The following is a 17,873-nucleotide window of genomic DNA, read 5'->3' on the forward strand; positions in this document are numbered from 1 at the left end:
AGAACGAAAATGGCAATTATTACTTATACAACTCGGAAAATTGCGGCATAGAAAAATACTATATCGGGAAAAGGAGGAAACGATATAAAAAGAGGATGTGTCGGTTTTGACACACCCTCTTTCTTCGAAAGCTCCGCTTTCTCTTGGGATTGCCGATACCCCTGTTATATAGCTATCAGTATCGGCATCCCCAAAGCCCCCTCATCCTCTCTTTTGCCGTCTGCTGAAGCAGACGGTTTAAAGGGTTTAGAGGCAAAGCCTCTTCCTCTGTGGCACGGGGGACAAGTGCAGGGCAAGCCCGTTCCCGCGCTTGACGCGGGATCGCAAGGAAGCAGGTTCGGCCTTGATCTTTTGGTTACTTTTGGATCAAGCCAAAAGTAACAGATAAATCAGCATTTATATATTGTAGAAAAAGACTTTTTTTTCATCCATCATGTTACGTTTGTCCGAGTGGCGTGTCTTTTTAATAGAATGGAACAAGAACAGTTTAAAATAGAAGTCGTACCCTTGCGGGGAAAGTTGTCGGGATGTGCCCGGCGCCTGTTGGATGATCCCGAAGATGTGGAAGATGTCGTTCAGGAGGTGTTCCTCAAGCTGTGGTATATCCGTGATGAACTGGACCGCTATGATAGTGTGGAGGCCCTCGCCGTGCAGATTACAAAACATCTTTGCCTGAACCGTCTCCGGGCGTTCCGGTACAGGCAGGAAAAGCTGTCTGACTCGGCGACATTTGCGGCAGACGATAATCCGTATATCGCGCTGGAGCAGAAAGACAGTGTCAGTCAGGTCATGCATATCATGGAGCAGCTTCCCGGATTGCAGCAGACGATCCTCCGTATGAAGCATGTCGACGGTTTCGAGGTGAAGGAGATCGCCGAGTTGACAGGCAGCAGCCCGGAAGCTGTCCGGGTAAACCTCTCACGAGCCCGCAAAAAAGTCAAGGAACTATTCTTAAAAATGTAGCAGGATGAAATCAGACGAATATATCTATATCGAAAATCTGTTGGAGCGTTTCTTCGAAGGGGAGACATCCAATGCCGAGGAGCAGGAGCTTTACGCGTTCTTTGCCCGCCCGGACTTGCCGGAGCATCTGAGGGGCTATAAACCGGTGTTCGGTTATTTTGAGACCGGGATCGCCGGGGAGGTGGAAGAGGGACGAAACCCTTCGAAGCCGGTCCGCAAAAAACCTTTTTTAAAAAGGTGGTTATGGATGGGGATGGCGGTGGCCGCTTCTTTGTTGTTGTTCTTATTCTTGAACAAGGGGGATGGCGGCAAGGATGACGAGTTTAATCCGTATGCCGGCAGCTACATCATCCGGGGTGGGGTGAAGACGGAGATACCCGAAGAGGTGGCGCGGAAATTGGATAGGGTGATCCGGGAAATCGAAAAGAAACAGTATGAAAAGGAGCGGTTGGCCCTGCGTTCTTTGCGGCAGTACGAGAAAACAATGGATAATATCCAAACGAAGGAGGACGAAGTCGAACGGTTCGAATCGGACATCGAGAGGTTGGAGAGGAGATACAAGGATAAATGATGATTTATTAATAATAATAGTATGAAAACAAGAAATCTTATTTTGACAGCTGCCCTGTTGTTGGCAGGGAGTTGGGCCGGTGATCTGCTGGCACAGGCGAATTTGAATGCATTGATGAAAAAATGCGAGTCGATGGAAAAGGTGAGTGTCGACGTGATCTACGACAAAGACCGGAAAACAAAAAAACCGGTGAAGGAAGTGACCACGATCACATTCTCGAAAAAGGACAATCCTAAATTGCTGGACGAGTTTCTCAACGCCTTCAGGAAGGACAAGGAAGCCGCCTATAAAGTGATCGAATCGAAAATCGACGGCAAGGTTATACCCTCTTTCTACCGCTTTGCAGCCGGAACTTCGGACATCTCTTTTTCGTTGGATGATTTGAATAAAAAGTATAATGGGAACGAGTATCTGCTTCGGAACGGAGAAATACAGGTGACGAAAATCGAACGTTTCGACTTCAAGGAAGAGAGCGAATGGGGATAAAAAAGTGTCTAATATCTTTACACCACTGTCCAAAAATTAGACACTCCCGGAAAATAACTAAATTGTTATGGTACTGTAAATAAATAATTTATATACTTTGGCACGCTGTTTGCCTGTAATTAGGCAAAGAAGAAATAGTAACAATAAAAACAGATACAGTCATGATTAAAATTGAAGGATTAAGTAAGTTTTTCCGTACGGAAGAGGTGGAAACGATTGCATTGAACGGCGTGTCGATGGAAGTGAAGGACGGTGAGTTTGTGGCTATCATGGGCCCTTCCGGCTGTGGCAAGTCCACTTTGTTGAATATCTTAGGTTTGCTGGATAACCCGACATCGGGCGATTATTATTTGGCAGAGAAAGAAGTCGGACACCTGAAAGAAAAAGAACGTACGCAAGTGCGTAAAGGAAATATCGGTTTCGTGTTCCAGAGCTTCAACCTGATCGACGAACTGAATGTATTTGAAAACGTGGAGTTGCCGCTTACCTACCTGAAGGTGAAGGCAAGCGAGCGCAAGCAGATGGTGAACGACATCCTGAAACGCATGAACATCAGCCACCGCGCCAACCACTTCCCGCAGCAGCTTTCCGGAGGTCAGCAACAGCGTGTCGCTATCGCCCGCGCCGTCGTTTCGAACCCGAAGATCATCCTCGCCGATGAGCCGACCGGTAACCTGGACTCGAAGAACGGCGCCGAAGTGATGCAACTCCTGACCGAACTGAACAAAGAGGGCACTACCATTGTTATGGTAACGCACTCCAAGCACGACGCGAGCTTCGCCCATCGCGTGATCAACCTGTTCGACGGTAGTATCGTGTCGTCCGTAAGCGAATTCATTTAATTTTTTGTAAGTAACACATAGACACATTCAAATTGTTTTTTGCAGATATATCCGGCTTGGGAAAGTCGGGTATATCCTTTTTATTTTTGCGACTCACTAAATTGGAATATACAATGAATAATCTATTAAATATAAAATCTTTCCTGAAATTCCTTAGCCGGAACAAAGGGTACACGGCGATCGACGTCTTCGGACTCTCCGTCTCGTTGATGTTCGTGATCCTGATCGCGGTGTATGTGGAACGGGAGCTGAATATCGACAAGCAGCAGGAGAATTACGAGCGGATTTATGCTATCGGCAACGAGCAAATGCTGGGTACGGCTGTCCCGGTGGCCTACTGGCTGGAAGAACGCTATCCGGAGATCGAGAAAGTCTGTCCGATGGTAACCGACCAGTGCAAAGGGCATCAGATTTATTATGGCGAGAAGAAATACATCGCCGACCTGGTGTTTGTCGACTCCACTTTTTTCGATGTTTTTTCATTCAAGGTGTTGGATGGCAATCGTGAGAAACTGATGGACGGCGCCTACGACGCAGTTATTTCCGAGACGTATGCCAACAAGCTGTTCGGTGGAGAAAGCCCGATTGGTAAAAGTGTCCGTATCAGCGATTCGACGAGCGTGACGATCACCGGTATCATGGAAGACGTCAAACGGTCGGTGATCCCGAACGTGGACCTGTTGCTCCGTATCGAGCGGGTGGGCGAGTTTAATGGCGGGCTTACGAAGACAACTGCCAACAATGCCGGCTCCTGTATTGCGTTCCTGCTGGTGAAGCCCGGAGCCGACCTGAAAGCGCGGACGGACGAAATCCTGGCGTTTTTCAAGGAGCGCTTCTGGATGTATAAGGGAGGCTTCGCCGAGGAGTTGAAGATCGTTTCCATACCGGAAATGTATTTCGGCAACTGGATGTACTCCAGCCTGAACCAAGGCGATAGGAAATTCTCCCTGATCCTGATGTCGGTCGGCATCCTGATTCTGATTTTTGCGATTATCAACTATATCAACCTGACGGTGGCGCAGGCGGGACAGCGGGCAAAGGAGATGGCTACGCGGCGGTTGTTGGGCTCTTCGCGTATGGATTTGTTCCTCCGGCTTATGATGGAGGCGACGCTTCTGACGGCCGTTTCCTTTGTGATCGGATTGCTGTTGGCGAAGGCTGTCTTGCCGTTTGCCAACGACCTGTTGCAGGTGCGCCTGACGTTCGAGGTGCTGGCTACTCCGCTCTGGGGCGGGATGATCGTGGCCGTGATCCTGCTGACGGGTGTTTTGTCGGGCTTGCTTCCGGCTATCCTGATCTCGTCGGCCAAGCCGATCGACGTGGTGCGCGGCACGTTCCGCCGGCAGACGAAGATGGTGTTCAGCAAGGTCTTCATCACGTTCCAGAATGTGATCACGATCGCCATGATCGCCGCCTCGCTGACGATGTACCTCCAGATCGACCATATGATCCATGCGCCGCTGGGCTACAATACGACGAACATTATCGAATCGGAAAACGTTTTCCGGTCGAAGAGCGAGATGGAACAGGCGGAAGACCGCTTGCGCCAGCTTCCGATAGTCAAGGCTGTCGGGCATTCGAACGGGACGCCTTCGAGCGGGACGAACAACAGCAGCGGCGAGTACGAAGGAAAATCACTCAGCTTCCAGCAGATGCAGGTAGATAGCGCGGCGTTCCATATCTTCGGCCTGGAGATCAAGACTGACAACGGGGTGGCGAACTCAAGCGGCGGTTGGTTTTTGAATGAGCTTGCGTTTAAGCAGATGGAGTTGCCGGAAGATGCCGTTTCGTTCAAGTGGGGAGAAGATGCCACGCCTATCTTAGGGGTGATCAAGGATTTCCAATTGTGGGATATCTCGCGTGAAAACTCTCCGGTGATGTTTCGTTTCCGTGATCCGAAATCGGGCTGGTGGCCGTGGAGCTACGTGATCGAGGTGCAGGGCGATCTCGTCAAGGCTTACGAGGAGGTGCGCAATGTCTTCGAGGAGGTGTCGGGTGTTCCTTTCGAGGGGCAGTTTATCGACCAGGGCATTCAGGAGCATTTCGAGTCGCAGATTCGTCTGGCCAAGATCGTGGTGATCTTTGCTTGCATTGCGATCCTGATCTCGCTGTTGGGTTTGCTCGCGATGTCGACCTATTTCATCCTGCAACGTTCGCAGGAGGTGGCGATCCGCAAGGTGTTCGGCTCGGACAACCGGGGGATCTTGGTTCGCCTCGTCGGTACGTTCCTGATGTATGTGGGGATCGCGTTCGTGATTGCGACGCCGTTGAGCTGGTATTTCATGGACAAGTGGCTCTCGGACTACAGCTACCGGATCACGCTTAGCCCGCTGATCTTCATCGCATCCGGGTTGTTCTGCTTCCTGATCTCCTTCTTAGCGGTATTCTTCCAGAGTTGGCAGGCGGCGAATGCGAATCCGGTGAATAGCGTGAAGGAATAGTTACTTTTCTCTTGAAAGAAAAGTAACCAAAAGTTCAAGGCTTAACCGTCTGGGCTACTCCGGTCAAAGACTCCGCTGTCGCCTGCGAAACTCGCTCCGCTCAGACAGCGCAGGCTCCTGCCGCTCCGTCTTTGCCCTCCGCTTAACGCCCATCCCAAGAGAAAGGCCTCGCCCCAGTTTCCCCGGTCGCGAAGCCTTTCTCTTTTATTTCTTAATTCTTAATTTTTAATTCTTAATTCCCTAAAGTTCCCCCGGTCTTTCGTCATCCGGCTTGCTGCTGCCGCCGCCTTCTTCTTTTTGGGCGGCTTTTTTGGCGTTGAGGGTTTTACGGGCGGCGAGGATGGCTTTCTGGCGGTCGATGAGGTTGTTCAGGTTGTTGATGATCTCCAGGTAGTCCGTATCGCCGTTCACTTCGGCCAACGCATTGAGGCGTTTGACGGCGGCGCGGTAGGCGGCATCGGTTTCCAGGCGGGCTGCTTTGGTCGCACCGGCGATGATGGTAGCCTGCTGGTTGTTGCGGTTGGTGAAGAAAGTGATAAATTTCTCGTTCGCCTCTTTCAACCGTTCCACCCATCTGTCGAGGCCGGCCATCTGGAGGCGGTTCGTGACATTGTCCAGCGAAACGCCGTCGAGCGGTGAGCTTGCCGGATTGGACAGTTCGCCGGGGCGTTCTTCTACCTGTTGGTTATCAAATTCTTCCAAATCCTGAATCAGGTTTGTCACGGCACTGTTTTCTGCCAGATAAGGCAGGTTGCAGGGATCGCCGTTACGGCGCAGGATGATATCGACCTGGCGGGCGATCTCGGCGATGACCGGGTCGAAATCATTCAGCCCTACATCGTTCTGGCGTTTCAATCCTCTGTAGGTATCGTCACGGATCTGGTCGAGGCGGGTGACATCGTAAGAGAGTACGTTTTCGCCGCCGCCGACTTTCATCGTTTCGTCGAATACGTTGTATTTGACTTTGTAGTCGTTTACTAACTCTTTGATTTTAGAGTCATTACATTTGGTCAGTTCCGCGAGCGCGAAATTGTGGAAGCCAAAATTTTCGTCTTGTTTAAGATGGGATAAATTGAAAGTTTTAATTTCTGACATGGCATTAATTTTGAATGTTATATATCTGTTTTCGTCTGTTTTCCCGTCGTCGAGCTGCTCGCCGGGATGTTTTCGTCCGTTTTCTCGTTGTCGAGCTGCTCGCCGGGATGTTTTCGTCTGTTTTCCCGTTGTCGAGCTGCTCGCCGGGATGTTTTCGTCTGTTTTCCCGTTGTCGAGCTGCTCGCCGGGATGTTTTCGTCTGTTTTCCCGTTGTCGAGCTGCTCGCCGGGATGTTTTTGCCCGTTTTCCCGTCGTCGAGCTGCTCACCGGGGTGTTTTTCCTTGTCGGTTTGCTGTCGAGCGTTACATCGTAGGCAAATATACCCTAAATTAAACAGTAAACAATTATTTTATCCTTTAATTTTCAACAGATATTGAAAAAAATCGGGAGGACAGGAGGGACGGTGGCGAGGAACTGTCAAAATCTTGGACACACCTGTCTAAAATTTTGACAGACGGAGAATGAAATTGTTTTGGTATAACATTGTTGTTCAGATGTTTAGGTGTGATGGCATAATTTTTGCATAGTATTAGACAAATAAAAATAAATACAATCAGTGATGAAAACACTTATGCGTAATTTTATGAGCATTATCAGGCGATTTCAGATAGCTACGTTATTGAATGTTGCCGGACTTTCCGTTGCCTTTGCCGCTTTTTTGGTGATTATGATGCAGATCGAATATGAGCGTAACTTCGACCGTTGCCATCCGACGGCCGACCGGATTGTCCGCTTGGACAGGCAGCAGATGGAGGAGGATATGTTTGCCCCTATTCTGCCCCGTGCCTTTGCGGATGCCGTCTACCGGTCGTCGCCCCATATCGAGGCGGCCACGCTGCTGACCATCGATTACCGTAAGCAATACATGACCGTCGGGGAGGAGAACGGGCGGGAAGGGTTCACCGAATTGTTGAGAGGTTGCTATCCCGGCCTGGCCGAGGTGTTCGGCTTTACGATCATCGACGGGGATGCGCGTTGCCTGGAACAACCCGAAATGGCCATGATGCCGGAAAGCATGGCGCGGCGGATGTTCGGCGAAACGTCGGCCATCGGGAAGAGGCTGCATCTGGAGGAACGGGTTTATTTTAAAGGAGACGTTCGCGACCTGACGGTCGGAGCGGTCTATCGGGATTTTCCGGGGAACACGCAGTTGGATAATTGCCTGTACACGCGGGTGAACAAAATGTTTGAGAATGATTGGACTTCCCAGAATTTTATCGGCTATATGCTGCTCGACAGTCCCGACGCGCGGCAGGTGGTGGAGGACAGCTTCAACCAATCGTTCGATTTCAAAGGGCATGGTTGCGATGAGGGCACTCGGATAGAACTGATTCCGTTGACGGACATTTATTATATGCCGGGGCAGTTGCCGGACTTTTTCGAATGCGGGAATGCCGGTACGGTGCGCCTGCTTTTCTTCGTCGCCCTGCTGGTCATTGTGATTGCGGGGATCAATTTTACCAATTTCAGCACGTCGCTCGCCCCGATACGGATGAAGAGCATCAATACGCAGAAGGTGTTAGGCAGCTCGGTCGCCGAATTGCGCCGGGCGTTGGTGGGCGAGGCGGTCTGCATCAGCGTGCTGGCCTCACTCGTCGCTTTCCTGCTTGTTTTCTTGTTGAACAGATCGCAGTGGCTGTCGTTTGTCGAGGCTGATACGTTGCTTCAGAACCATCTGCCGTTGATGGGCGGCATGCTGCTGGTCGCCGTGCTGGTCGGGGTGGTGGCAGGCGCCTATCCGGCCTGGTATATGACCTCTTTTCCGCCTGCATTGGTGTTGAAAGGCAGTTTCGGGCTGTCGCGGAGCGGGCGGAGGATGCGCACGGCGTTGATCGGCTTCCAGTATGTCGTTTCGATCGGTTTGATCGTCGGGGCGATGTTCGTGCAGTTGCAGAACAACTATATGCGCACGTTCAACTTAGGGTTCGACAAGGACCAGGTGGCGATCGTCGAACTGCCTCAAACGATCGTGAAGCAGCATAAGGATGTGTATATCTCCAAGTTGAAGGAATATGCGGGGATAGAAGATGTCGCTTTCGCCACGTCGGTCATGGGCGGGTCGGATGCCTACTCGATGCTGCCGATGGAGTATGACGGCAAGGAGTTTTATACCTATATGATCCCCGTGTCGTGGAATTTTCTCCGGGTGATGGGCATCCCCGTTACCGAAGGGCGCGATTTCATGGAGGCGGACGCCAAAAGGGATTCGGTGGACACTTATATCTATAACCGTTCGGCTCGCGAACGTATGCAGATGGAGGCCGGGCACGAACTGACCGGAAATGGCAACGGATATATAGCCGGTTTCGCGGGCGATGTGCGGGCTGTCTCTTTCCGCAAGGAGGGGCCGGAGGCGGATATGGCATTTGTCGTGAACGACTGGCCGATGCATGTTTCCTACATCCGCTTGAAAGGCGGCACGAATGTGGAGGAGGCGGTCGGGCATATCCGCCGTACCCTTTCGGACATCGATCCGGCTTACCCGTTCGACATCCGTTTCTATGACGATGTTTTCAATCACTTGTACCAGAAGGAACAATACCTGAAGAAGATGATCAGCCTTTTCGGGCTGTTGGCCATCGTGATCTCGATTGTCGGCGTGTTCGGGATGGTGGTCTTCGAGACGCAGTACAGGCGCAAGGAGATCGGCATCCGCAAAGTGCACGGGGCGACGGTAGGGGAGATCTTGGCGATGTTCAACTTGTTCTATCTGCGTATCGTGGCGGTCTGCTTCGTCATTGCCGCCCCGCTCGCGTGGTACGGCGTGCAGAAGTGGCTGGAGAATTTCTCTTCCCGCACGCCGGTTTACTGGTGGACGTTCGCCCTCGCCTTCTTAGTGGTGGCCTTAGTCACCGCCCTGACCGTCACCTACCAGAACTGGCAGGCGGCGAATGCGAATCCGGTGGATAGCGTGAGGGAATAGTTGCTTTTCTCTTGAAAGAAAAGTAACCAAAAGTTCAAGGCTTAACCGTCTGGGCTACTCCGGTCAAAGACTTCGCTGTCGCCTGCGAAACTCGCTCCGCTCAGACAGCGCAGGCTCCTGCCGCTCCGTCTTTGCCCTCCGCTTAACGCCCATCCGCTTAGGCCTGAAGTAGAGCCTGACGGCTCTCTTGGGATTGCCGATACCGCCTGTCCTTCTGCGGCCCCGTGTCAAGCACGGTGACAAGGCCCCCCTCTTCCCGCACTTGATGCGGGATCGCAAAAAAGCAGGCAGTATCGGCATTTGCAAAAGAACAGGCAGTATCGAGCATTCGCAAAAGAACAGGCGGTATCGGCCATCCCAAGAGAAAGCTCCGCTTTCTAAGATAGGCCTAAGCTGGCGAGCGTAAAGCGCAGTGACCGGAGTGAGCGCCCGGAGCCTGCGCTGTCTGAGCGAAGCGAGTTTCGCAGGCGACAGCGAACCGGAGGGAACGGAGTAGCTCGCCAGCTTAAGCCTTGATCTTTTGGTTACTTTTGGATCAAGCCAAAAGTAACAGAACAATATATAAAGTAAGTAAGAATTAAAAATAAAATAATAATGAAAACAATCTTGCGCAACTTCCTAAGCGTCCTCAGACGTTTCCGGATGGCAGTCGGGCTGAATGTCATAGGCTTGTCTGTCGCTTTTACCGCATTTCTGGTCATTATGATGCAGGTAAGCTACGACCATAGTTTCGATCGTTGCCATCCGAAGGCAGAGCGAATCTTCATGGCCGAACTCTGCGACAGTATGATGGCTGACTGCCGTGTGATCTACCCCGGTGCGTTCCCCGACGTGCTGATCGCCTCCTCTCCCCATATCGAGGCGGGGACGATGATCACCCCATACGACAAACTAAACTACCTTTCGACCGGACAGGAAAGCGACGCAGAAGGTTTTCGCGAGAAAGTGACGACCTGCCATCCCGCTATCGTGGATATATTCGGATTCTCTTTTGTCGAAGGAGATAAAGATTGCCTCGCCGATCCAGAGAAGGCTATTATCCCGGAAAGCATGGCCCGCCGGATGTTCGGCGGCGAATCGGCCATAGGCCGGCAAATACATTTCAAAGAAGGCGTCTGGACGAAGGACCACCGCGACCTGACTGTGGGCGGGGTCTACCGTGATTTCCCGGAGAACACGCAGTTGGGCAACGTGATCTACTCCGCAATCGACGCCCCTTACCATAAACCTACCGAGTGGGGCGGGTCGAACTGGCTTTGCTACCTGCTCTTGGACAGCCCCGAATCTGTCCGCGCAGTGGAAGATAACTTCAACCGGACGTTCGATTTCTCGCAAATATGGGGATGCAAAAACTTCCATCTCCGGCTGATCCCGTTCACGGAGCTGCATTATATGAATATGCAGGACGTATGGGGAAGCAATCCGCTCAGGACGCAAAGCCCCGAAACGGTGCGCCTGCTCTTTCTTATCGCCTGGCTGATCCTGTTGATCGCGGCGGTTAATTATATGAATTTCAGTACCGCGCTCACCCCGATGCGTATCCGGAGCATCAATACGCAGAAGGTGTTGGGGAGTCCGGCGGGGACGCTCCGCCTGTCGTTGTTAGTGGAGGCGGCGGGGATTTGCCTGATGGCATACCTGTTGGCGATCCTCTGGGTCTATTTGTTGAACAAAGGGCAATACCTGTCGTTCGTGGAGGCGGATATCCGTTTGCTGCCCAATCTTTCCATCGTCTTGGGGACGGGGGCGATCGCTTTGCTGGTAGGCGTCTTGGCGGGCGTCTATCCGGCTTATTATATCACCTCTTTCCCGCCCGCGCTGGTGCTGAAAGGCAGTTTCGGGCTGTCGGCTGCCGGGCGGAAGTTGCGCACGGTGCTGATCGGCTTCCAGTATATCGTCTCCATCGCCCTGATTGTCGGGGCTTGCATCATCCAGTTGCAGAACTATTTCATGCGCCATTATGCGCTCGGCTTCGACCGGGACCAGATCATGATTGCCGAGCTCAGCCAGGATTTATGCATCAAGCACAAGGAGGCTTTAACCAGCCAGTTGATGGAATACCCGGAGATAGAAGGAGTCGCTTTCTCTGCTCAGAAGGTCGGAGGCGAGGATTCGTATTCCACCTACGAGTTTACGCATAAGGAAGAAACCTTCCCTGGCTTCTTTTTAAACGTCTCCCCCTCGTTCCTCGATGTGATGGGGATCGAAGTGACGGATGGCAGCCGTTTTTCGCCGTCGGACGACAAAGATGGCAATTTCCATTTTATATTCAACGAGAAGGCCCGCCGGGCGAACGGACTCGAAGTCGGTGAGATGGTCAACATGGGGTGGGGACCGGGACGGATCACCGGCTTTACCGGCGATGTGATGCTGACTTCGCTCCGGGAGGAGGAACAGAACATCGCCTTTTGCGTCTCGCCCGACAATAAGTTCCAATGGTTGAGCCATGCCTATATCCGCCTGCGTGCGGGGACGGATGTGACTAAGGCTGTCAGCCATCTTCGCGAGGTGGTGGCGGGGCTGGATGCTTCCTATCCGTTGGAAGTCGAGTTCTACGATTCGCTCTATAACCGGCTTTACCACCGCGAGGAGTTCGTGAAGAAGATGGTGACTGGGGCGAGCCTGCTGGCTATCCTGATCTCGATCGTCGGTGTCTTCGGCCTGGTGATCTTCGAGACGCAGTACCGCCGACGGGAGATCGGCATCCGCAAGGTCTACGGGGCGTCGGTGGCGGATATCCTGCTGATGTTTAACCGCAAATATCTTTCTATCGTCATGGTATGCTTCATCCTTGCCACGCCGGTCGCTTATTTGTCAGCCGTCGGCTGGCTCGAAAACTTCGCCTATCGTACGCCCGTCTATTGGTGGGTGTTCGCCCTTGCTTTCGGCATCATCTTCCTCGTCACCTTCCTGACCGTCTCCTTCCAGAACTGGCGTACGGCGAATGCGAATCCGGTGGATAGCGTGAGGGAATAGTTGCTTTTCTCTTGAAAGAAAAGTAACCAAAAGTTCAAGGCTTAACCGTCTGGGCTACTCCGGTCAAAGACTCCGCTGTCGCCTGCGAAACTCGCTCCGCTCAGACAGCGCAGGCTCCTGCCGCTCCGTCTTTGCCCTCCGCTTAACGCCCATCCGCTTAGGCCTGAATAGAGCCTGACGGCTCTCTTGGGATTGCCGATACCGCCTGTCCTTCAGCGGCCCCGTGTCAAGCACGGGGACAAGGCCCCCCTCTTCCCGCACTTGATGCGGGATCGCAAAAAAGCAGGCAGTATCGAGCATTCGCAAAAGAGCAGGCGGTATCGGCAATTGCAAAAGAACAGTCAGTATCGAGCATTCGCAAAAGAACAGGCAGTATCGGCCATCCCAAAAGAAAGCTCCGCTTTCTAAGAAAGGCCTAAGCTGGCGAGCGTAAAGCGCAGTGACCGGAGTGAGCGCCCGGAGCCTGCGCTGTCTGAGCGAAGCGAGTTTCGCAGGCGACAGCGAACCGGAGGGAACGGAGTAGCTCGCCAGGTTAAGCCTTGATCTTTTGGTTACTTTTGGATCAAGCCAAAAGTAACGAATCAGATTTTCTTCTTCAATGTAAAGAAAAACGTCATCCCTTTCCCCAGCCCGCTCTTGGCGGAAATCTGTCCTTTGTGGAAGTTCACGCCGTTCTTGACGATGGAGAGTCCCAGGCCCGTGCCGCCGACCTTGCGGCTGCGCCCTTTGTCGACGCGGTAGAAACGTTCGAAGATGCGGTTCACATGCTCTTCCGAGACGCCGACCCCGTTGTCCGAGAAGCTGAAGTAATAGAACTTCGGGTCCTCCTTGTAGCAGTTGACCGTGATATGGATGCCCTCGCCCGCGTATGCGATCGCATTGTCGTAGAGGTTGCGGAAGATCGAGTAGAGCAGCGAATAGTTGCCATAGATCGCCGGGTTGCCCGGAAGTATCACCTCTGTCGTGATCTTCTTTTCCTCTATCTCCTTCGAACATTCCTTTTCGATCTCGCCGACCAGTTTCCGGATGTTCACTTCCGACAGTTCGAACATCTCGGAAGCCTCGTCCAGGCGGTTCAACACCGAAATGTCGCGCAGCAGCCCCGTGAGCCTCGTGCTTTGCGAGTAGCAGCGTTCGAGGAAGAACCGGTGCTTGTCGTCCGGCAACTGCGGGTTGCTGATGATCGTTTCGAGGTAGCCCTGGATGCTGCTGACGGGAGTTTTCAGCTCGTGCGCCACGTTCTGCGTCAGTTGCCGTTTCATCCGGCTCTCTTCCTCCTGGCGGGATATGTCGTTGATGGAAATCTCGTAGCTGTTGTCGAGGAACAAGATGCATTCGATCAGGAAAATCTTCCCGTTCTTGTCCACCGTGACCGATTCGCGCAGCACTTTCCGCTTGCGGTTCGTGTTCGGGATGTTTTTGGAGAGGAACATATGGATCGGTTCCAGTTCCGGGATGTCGATCGCGTCCTCCGACTGCCGTATCTGCATGTCGGAAATCAGGTTCGCGAACTGTACGAACTGGATGTTGGACAATATCTCCCTCCCTTCCGACGTGAACATGGCAAAGCCCTCTTTCGCGTACTGGAAATGCTTGATCAGCTTCTCGCGTTCCATCGAAAGCTCGTCTTTCGCCTTCTGTTGGCGGTGGTAAAGCCTGACGATGTTCTTCGAAATGTCCCCAAGCTCGTCGTTTGGAAAGACATATTCGTTCTCCGGTATGCGGTCTTTCTCCACATTCAGGGCGAAGTCGCGCAGTTTCGAGATCGTCCGCCCGATGCTGAACGTGAAACGGGAGAGGACGAAGAAGAATATCAGCGTCATCAATGCCATAAAGTAGATGAAATCCTTGTCGATCGTCAGCACACGCTGCGTGTAGGGGTCCCAGGGGAGGGCGGAACGGTAGATGTACCCCCCGATATTCGTCGCTGTATAGAAGTAACGCTTGCCCGTCGAGTTGGACGAGCGGATGGCAAACCCTTCATTGTAGAGGCGTGCCTTGCGCACTTCGCTGCGGTCGTTATGGTTGTTGAACTCCTCGGCGCCGCTATTGTCGAACAGCACTTTCCCCGCCGGGTCGATAATCGTGACGCGAAGGTCCTTCTGAGGGATGTCGTCGATGAACCGGTGGACCACCTTATTGATATTTTCGGCCTGCTGCGTGCGGCGAAACAGCTGGTAGTTGTAATTTCCTAACACGTTATTCAACTTCTCCTGGGCAAACTCCCGCTCCCGCTGATATTGGAACAGCAGGAAACAGACCGTGAACCCCAGGAACATGGCGAATATCGACCAGAAAAGCCGCTGGCTGAAAGGTATTCTGCTTTTTGTTGTTGATTCTATCTTGACCATAATATGAGTTGAAAGTTGAAAATTAAAAATTGAAAGTTGGGAGTTGAAAGTTGGGAGTTGAGGTCTGTGTGTCCTCCACTTTCCACTCTCCACTTTCAACTCTCAAAGCAGTATCCGAAACCGAGGCGCGTCACGATGTTCTTGCCGTACGGCCCGATTTTCTTGCGCAGGCGGGTGATGTTGACGTCGATCGTACGGTCGAGCACATATACTTCGTCTTTCCATATCCGGGAAAGGATTTCTTCGCGCGAGAACACGTTCCCTTTGTTTTCGAGGAGGAGTTTCAGTATCTCGAATTCCTTTTTGGTGAGCGGGACTTCCCGCCCGTCGACAGAGGCTTTGATGCGTCGCGTGTCGAGCGAAAGGGTTTCGTATTTGAGACATTCGCTTTCCTGCACTTTCTCCTTGTCCGATGTGCGGCGCAGCACGGCTTTCACGCGTGCCACCACCTGGCGGATGGAGAAGGGCTTGGATATATAGTCGTCGGCGCCTAAGTTGAAACCTGTCAGCATATCGTTTTCGGTGTCTTTGGCAGTCAGGAAAATGATGGGGATATTGGCCGTCTTTTCTTCTTTCCTGAGGATACTGGCCATCTTGAATCCGGATATTTCACCCATCATGACGTCTAAAAGCAGCAACCGGTAGGAGGCAATGTCCATCTTCAATGCTTCTTCGGCGCTGAAAGCCGTGTCTACCTCATACCCTTCTATCTCAAGATTGAACTTGAGGATCTCGCATAAATCCTCTTCATCGTCCACTACAAGAATCTTCGGCATATCCATAATCTTTGTCTCTTATTTATTACAAATACAATTTATTTCTGCAAAGGACGCGGTTCCGTATTTCGATGGAATGAAATACATGTTACAATCGCGTTACAAATGCATCAGATCGCCACATCCTGCCAGTGTCCGCCGACCAGTTCGCGGGTAGACCTGAAGCCTGCCTTTTCCAGCAGTCCGAATGCATCCGCACGTCCGTCATTCACTAAGTCGGGGTAGTGGCAGTCGGAGTTTACCATCACCGGAATGCCCAGTTCGCAAAGTTTGTGCAGGTAATCCCTATGCGGATAGGTCTCCTGTTTTTTCGAGAGGTTTTTCGTGTTGACCTCGACCATCAGCCCCTTTTCGGCGATCAGGTGCAGGCATTCGTTGAGCGGCTTTTGATACCAGCCCGCTTGCAGGTCGAAGCCTTCGCACTTATGGCCGTTCATGTAGATCTTGTCCATGTGGCCGACGATGTCGATCCCGCCTGCCTCGATCATTTGCTGCGTGGAGTTGAAATAATGGGCGACTAACTTGCGGATATCCCCGTCATAGTAGTGGTCGACGGACTTCTGGTATTCCCGGAAAGAGCCGTCCATGCAAACCATATTCTCTTCCGCAAGCGGCTGTGCGACCGGCAGGAAGTGGATGGAGCCGATGCGGTAATCGAGCGGCAGGTTACGGAAGTAGGGGATGGACGCGTTGTAGCTCTCGTCTAAGAAATCGATTTCCAGTCCTACATATATTTCCAGCCGGTCGCTGTATTTCTTTTTCAGCCGTTCTATCTCCATCAGATATTCGGGCATATCATCTTTCGACATGTTCCAGAATGTTTCGAACGGCAATGGCGAATGGGAAGAAAAGCCGTAGGCGCGGAATCCGTGCGAAACAGCGAATTTAACGAAATCTTCCGGCGTGCTCCGCCCGTCACAGAATGTACAATGGCTATGATAGTTACTGAGTTGCATAAAATTATTTGTCTGCTAACAAAATTCCGAAATTGATGAAACTTCTATTATAAATGTGCTTCGAATCATCCAAAGCTTTTGCTTCGGGACGACTGTCGTCTATAGTTACGGTTGTTATCATATTCTTATGGTGTTTTGTGATAGGACAAAGGTAGTTCTTTTATTCTGAAGAATAGCCTATTTAAATGAAAAAGGCGAAGACCGTTTCAGTCCTCGCCTTTTCCGTTTTGTTCGGGAAACAAACTTATTTGATTACGTTCAGTTCTTTTCCGACTTTGATAAATGCAGCGATTGCTTTATCCAGATGTTCTGTTTCATGGCCTGCGGACAGCTGTACGCGGATACGGGCCTGGTCTTTCGGCACTACCGGATAGTAGAAACCGGTTACATAAATGCCTTCTTCCTGCATCTTGGCTGCGAAATCCTGGGATAATTTAGCGTCATACAACATAACGGCGCAGATAGCGGACTGGGTCGGTTTGATGTCGAAACCGGCAGCCAACATCTTTTCGCGGAAATAGCTGACGTTGTTCATCAGTTTCGTATGCAAAACGTCGCTTTCTTTCAGCATCTTGAACATTTCCAAGCTGGCACCCACGATAGCAGGAGCGACAGAGTTGGAGAACAGATAAGGACGGGAGCGCTGGCGCAGCATGTCGATGATCTCTTTCTTTCCGGTTGTGAATCCGCCCATAGCGCCACCGAACGCCTTACCTAACGTACCGGTGAAGATATCCACATGTCCGTAGCAATTGAACTGTTCGGCAACACCGTGTCCGGTCGGGCCAACGACACCGGCAGAGTGGGATTCATCGACCATTACCAGGGCATCGTATTTTTCAGCCAGTTCGCAGATCTTGTCCATCGGAGCCACGTTTCCGTCCATAGAGAACACGCCGTCTGTTGCGATGATGCGGTGACGCTGTGCCTGGGCTTCCTGCAGGCAACGTTCCAGGTCGGCCATGTCTGCGTTGGCATAACGATAGCGTTTTGCCTTGCAAAGACGTACGCCGTCAATGATGGAAGCATGGTTCAAAGCGTCGGAGATGATGGCATCCTCTTCAGTGAACAACGGTTCGAACAGACCGCCGTTTGCATCGAAACAAGCAGCATACAGGATCGTATCTTCGGTTTTGAAATAATCGGAGATAGCGGCTTCCAATTGTTTGTGCAAATCCTGTGTCCCGCAGATGAAACGGACGGATGACATGCCATATCCGTGTGTGTCCATAGCTTCTTTGGCTGCCTTGATCAGACGTTGGTTGTCAGACAGGCCCAGATAGTTGTTTGCGCAGAAGTTCAAAACGTCGCTTCCAGCGTTTACTTTGATGTCGGCTCTTTGAGGAGTGGTGATGATACGCTCGTTCTTATACAATCCGGCAGCTTTGATGTTTGCCAATTCCTGAGTAAGGAAATCTTTCAGTTTACCGTACATAACTTTGTTTTTTGTTAGTATTTTTAATTAAGTTGACTATTTTATTTCTTTTATTGCA

12 protein-coding genes are annotated in these 17,873 nt (G+C 51.7%); 7 read left to right on the forward strand and 5 right to left on the reverse strand.

Features of this window, described 5'->3' with window-relative positions; translation table 11 throughout:
* The first annotated feature begins 471 nt into the window (after positions 1-471).
* From H8S65_RS16485 to H8S65_RS16505, 5 genes are all read left to right on the forward strand, one after another.
* Positions 472-963, forward strand: a complete 492-nt coding sequence (locus H8S65_RS16485) for a GFO_1088 family ECF-type sigma factor (RefSeq protein ID WP_186930958.1) — start codon at positions 472-474, stop codon at positions 961-963.
* Positions 964-967: 4 nt separating this feature from the next.
* Positions 968-1,534 carry a PG0215 family putative anti-sigma factor gene (locus H8S65_RS16490; RefSeq protein ID WP_186930959.1) on the forward strand — a complete coding sequence of 189 codons (567 nt, stop codon included), beginning with the start codon at positions 968-970 and terminating at the stop codon, positions 1,532-1,534.
* Between the two features lie 21 nt (positions 1,535-1,555).
* Entirely contained in the window at positions 1,556-2,020 is a 465-nt protein-coding gene (locus tag H8S65_RS16495; RefSeq protein WP_186930960.1) for a DUF5024 domain-containing protein, read from the forward strand.
* A gap of 161 nt (positions 2,021-2,181) precedes the next feature.
* Positions 2,182-2,862 (forward strand): ABC transporter ATP-binding protein, encoded by a 681-nt coding sequence (locus tag H8S65_RS16500; protein WP_186930961.1) that lies wholly within the window; start codon positions 2,182-2,184, stop codon positions 2,860-2,862.
* A 113-nt stretch (positions 2,863-2,975) separates the two neighbouring features.
* Complete coding sequence (locus H8S65_RS16505; RefSeq protein ID WP_186930962.1) at positions 2,976-5,303, forward strand: ABC transporter permease; 2,328 nt, start codon at positions 2,976-2,978, stop codon at positions 5,301-5,303.
* Between the two features lie 240 nt (positions 5,304-5,543).
* Here the strand turns inward: H8S65_RS16505 and H8S65_RS16510 are convergent, their stop codons facing one another.
* Entirely contained in the window at positions 5,544-6,398 is an 855-nt protein-coding gene (locus tag H8S65_RS16510) for a DUF6261 family protein (RefSeq protein ID WP_186930963.1), read from the reverse strand.
* Between the two features lie 559 nt (positions 6,399-6,957).
* Here H8S65_RS16510 and H8S65_RS16515 point away from each other — a divergent pair.
* Positions 6,958-9,321 carry an ABC transporter permease gene (locus tag H8S65_RS16515; protein ID WP_186930964.1) on the forward strand — a complete coding sequence of 788 codons (2,364 nt, stop codon included), beginning with the start codon at positions 6,958-6,960 and terminating at the stop codon, positions 9,319-9,321.
* Between the two features lie 594 nt (positions 9,322-9,915).
* Positions 9,916-12,297: an ABC transporter permease gene (locus tag H8S65_RS16520; RefSeq protein WP_186930965.1), complete on the forward strand. Its 2,382-nt coding sequence runs from the start codon at positions 9,916-9,918 to the stop codon at positions 12,295-12,297.
* A 581-nt stretch (positions 12,298-12,878) separates the two neighbouring features.
* Here H8S65_RS16520 and phoR read toward each other — a convergent pair.
* The 4 genes from phoR to kbl all read right to left on the reverse strand — a co-directional run bounded on the left by phoR (position 12,879) and on the right by kbl (position 17,815).
* The gene (gene phoR / locus H8S65_RS16525; RefSeq protein WP_186930966.1) at positions 12,879-14,648 is read right to left on the reverse strand and encodes a two-component system sensor histidine kinase PhoR; all 1,770 of its coding nucleotides are present in this window, start codon (positions 14,646-14,648) and stop codon (positions 12,879-12,881) included.
* 95 nt (positions 14,649-14,743) lie between these two features.
* Positions 14,744-15,430: a two-component system response regulator PhoB gene (gene phoB / locus H8S65_RS16530; protein ID WP_186930967.1), complete on the reverse strand. Its 687-nt coding sequence runs from the start codon at positions 15,428-15,430 to the stop codon at positions 14,744-14,746.
* A 104-nt stretch (positions 15,431-15,534) separates the two neighbouring features.
* On the reverse strand, positions 15,535-16,380 hold the full coding sequence (locus tag H8S65_RS16535; RefSeq protein WP_186930968.1) for a histidinol-phosphatase: 846 nt from the start codon (positions 16,378-16,380) through the stop codon (positions 15,535-15,537).
* A 244-nt stretch (positions 16,381-16,624) separates the two neighbouring features.
* Positions 16,625-17,815: a glycine C-acetyltransferase gene (kbl, locus tag H8S65_RS16540; protein ID WP_186930969.1), complete on the reverse strand. Its 1,191-nt coding sequence runs from the start codon at positions 17,813-17,815 to the stop codon at positions 16,625-16,627.
* Positions 17,816-17,873: the final 58 nt, after the last annotated feature.

This window comes from Parabacteroides hominis (assembly GCF_014287585.1).
GTDB classification, from domain to species: domain Bacteria; phylum Bacteroidota; class Bacteroidia; order Bacteroidales; family Tannerellaceae; genus Parabacteroides; species Parabacteroides hominis.

Excerpts from the sequence above, each read along its gene's own strand:
- H8S65_RS16485 (WP_186930958.1), top strand. The coding sequence starts at position 472 with ATGGAACAAGAACAGTTTAAAATAGAAGTCGTACCCTTGCGGGGAAAG.
- H8S65_RS16490 (WP_186930959.1), top strand. The coding sequence starts at position 968 with ATGAAATCAGACGAATATATCTATATCGAAAATCTGTTGGAGCGTTTC.
- H8S65_RS16495 (WP_186930960.1), top strand. The coding sequence starts at position 1,556 with ATGAAAACAAGAAATCTTATTTTGACAGCTGCCCTGTTGTTGGCAGGG.
- H8S65_RS16500 (WP_186930961.1), top strand. The coding sequence starts at position 2,182 with ATGATTAAAATTGAAGGATTAAGTAAGTTTTTCCGTACGGAAGAGGTG.
- H8S65_RS16505 (WP_186930962.1), top strand. The coding sequence starts at position 2,976 with ATGAATAATCTATTAAATATAAAATCTTTCCTGAAATTCCTTAGCCGG.
- H8S65_RS16510 (WP_186930963.1), bottom strand. The coding sequence starts at position 6,398 with ATGTCAGAAATTAAAACTTTCAATTTATCCCATCTTAAACAAGACGAA.
- H8S65_RS16515 (WP_186930964.1), top strand. The coding sequence starts at position 6,958 with ATGAAAACACTTATGCGTAATTTTATGAGCATTATCAGGCGATTTCAG.
- H8S65_RS16520 (WP_186930965.1), top strand. The coding sequence starts at position 9,916 with ATGAAAACAATCTTGCGCAACTTCCTAAGCGTCCTCAGACGTTTCCGG.
- phoR (WP_186930966.1), bottom strand. The coding sequence starts at position 14,648 with ATGGTCAAGATAGAATCAACAACAAAAAGCAGAATACCTTTCAGCCAG.
- phoB (WP_186930967.1), bottom strand. The coding sequence starts at position 15,430 with ATGGATATGCCGAAGATTCTTGTAGTGGACGATGAAGAGGATTTATGC.
- H8S65_RS16535 (WP_186930968.1), bottom strand. The coding sequence starts at position 16,380 with ATGCAACTCAGTAACTATCATAGCCATTGTACATTCTGTGACGGGCGG.
- kbl (WP_186930969.1), bottom strand. The coding sequence starts at position 17,815 with ATGTACGGTAAACTGAAAGATTTCCTTACTCAGGAATTGGCAAACATC.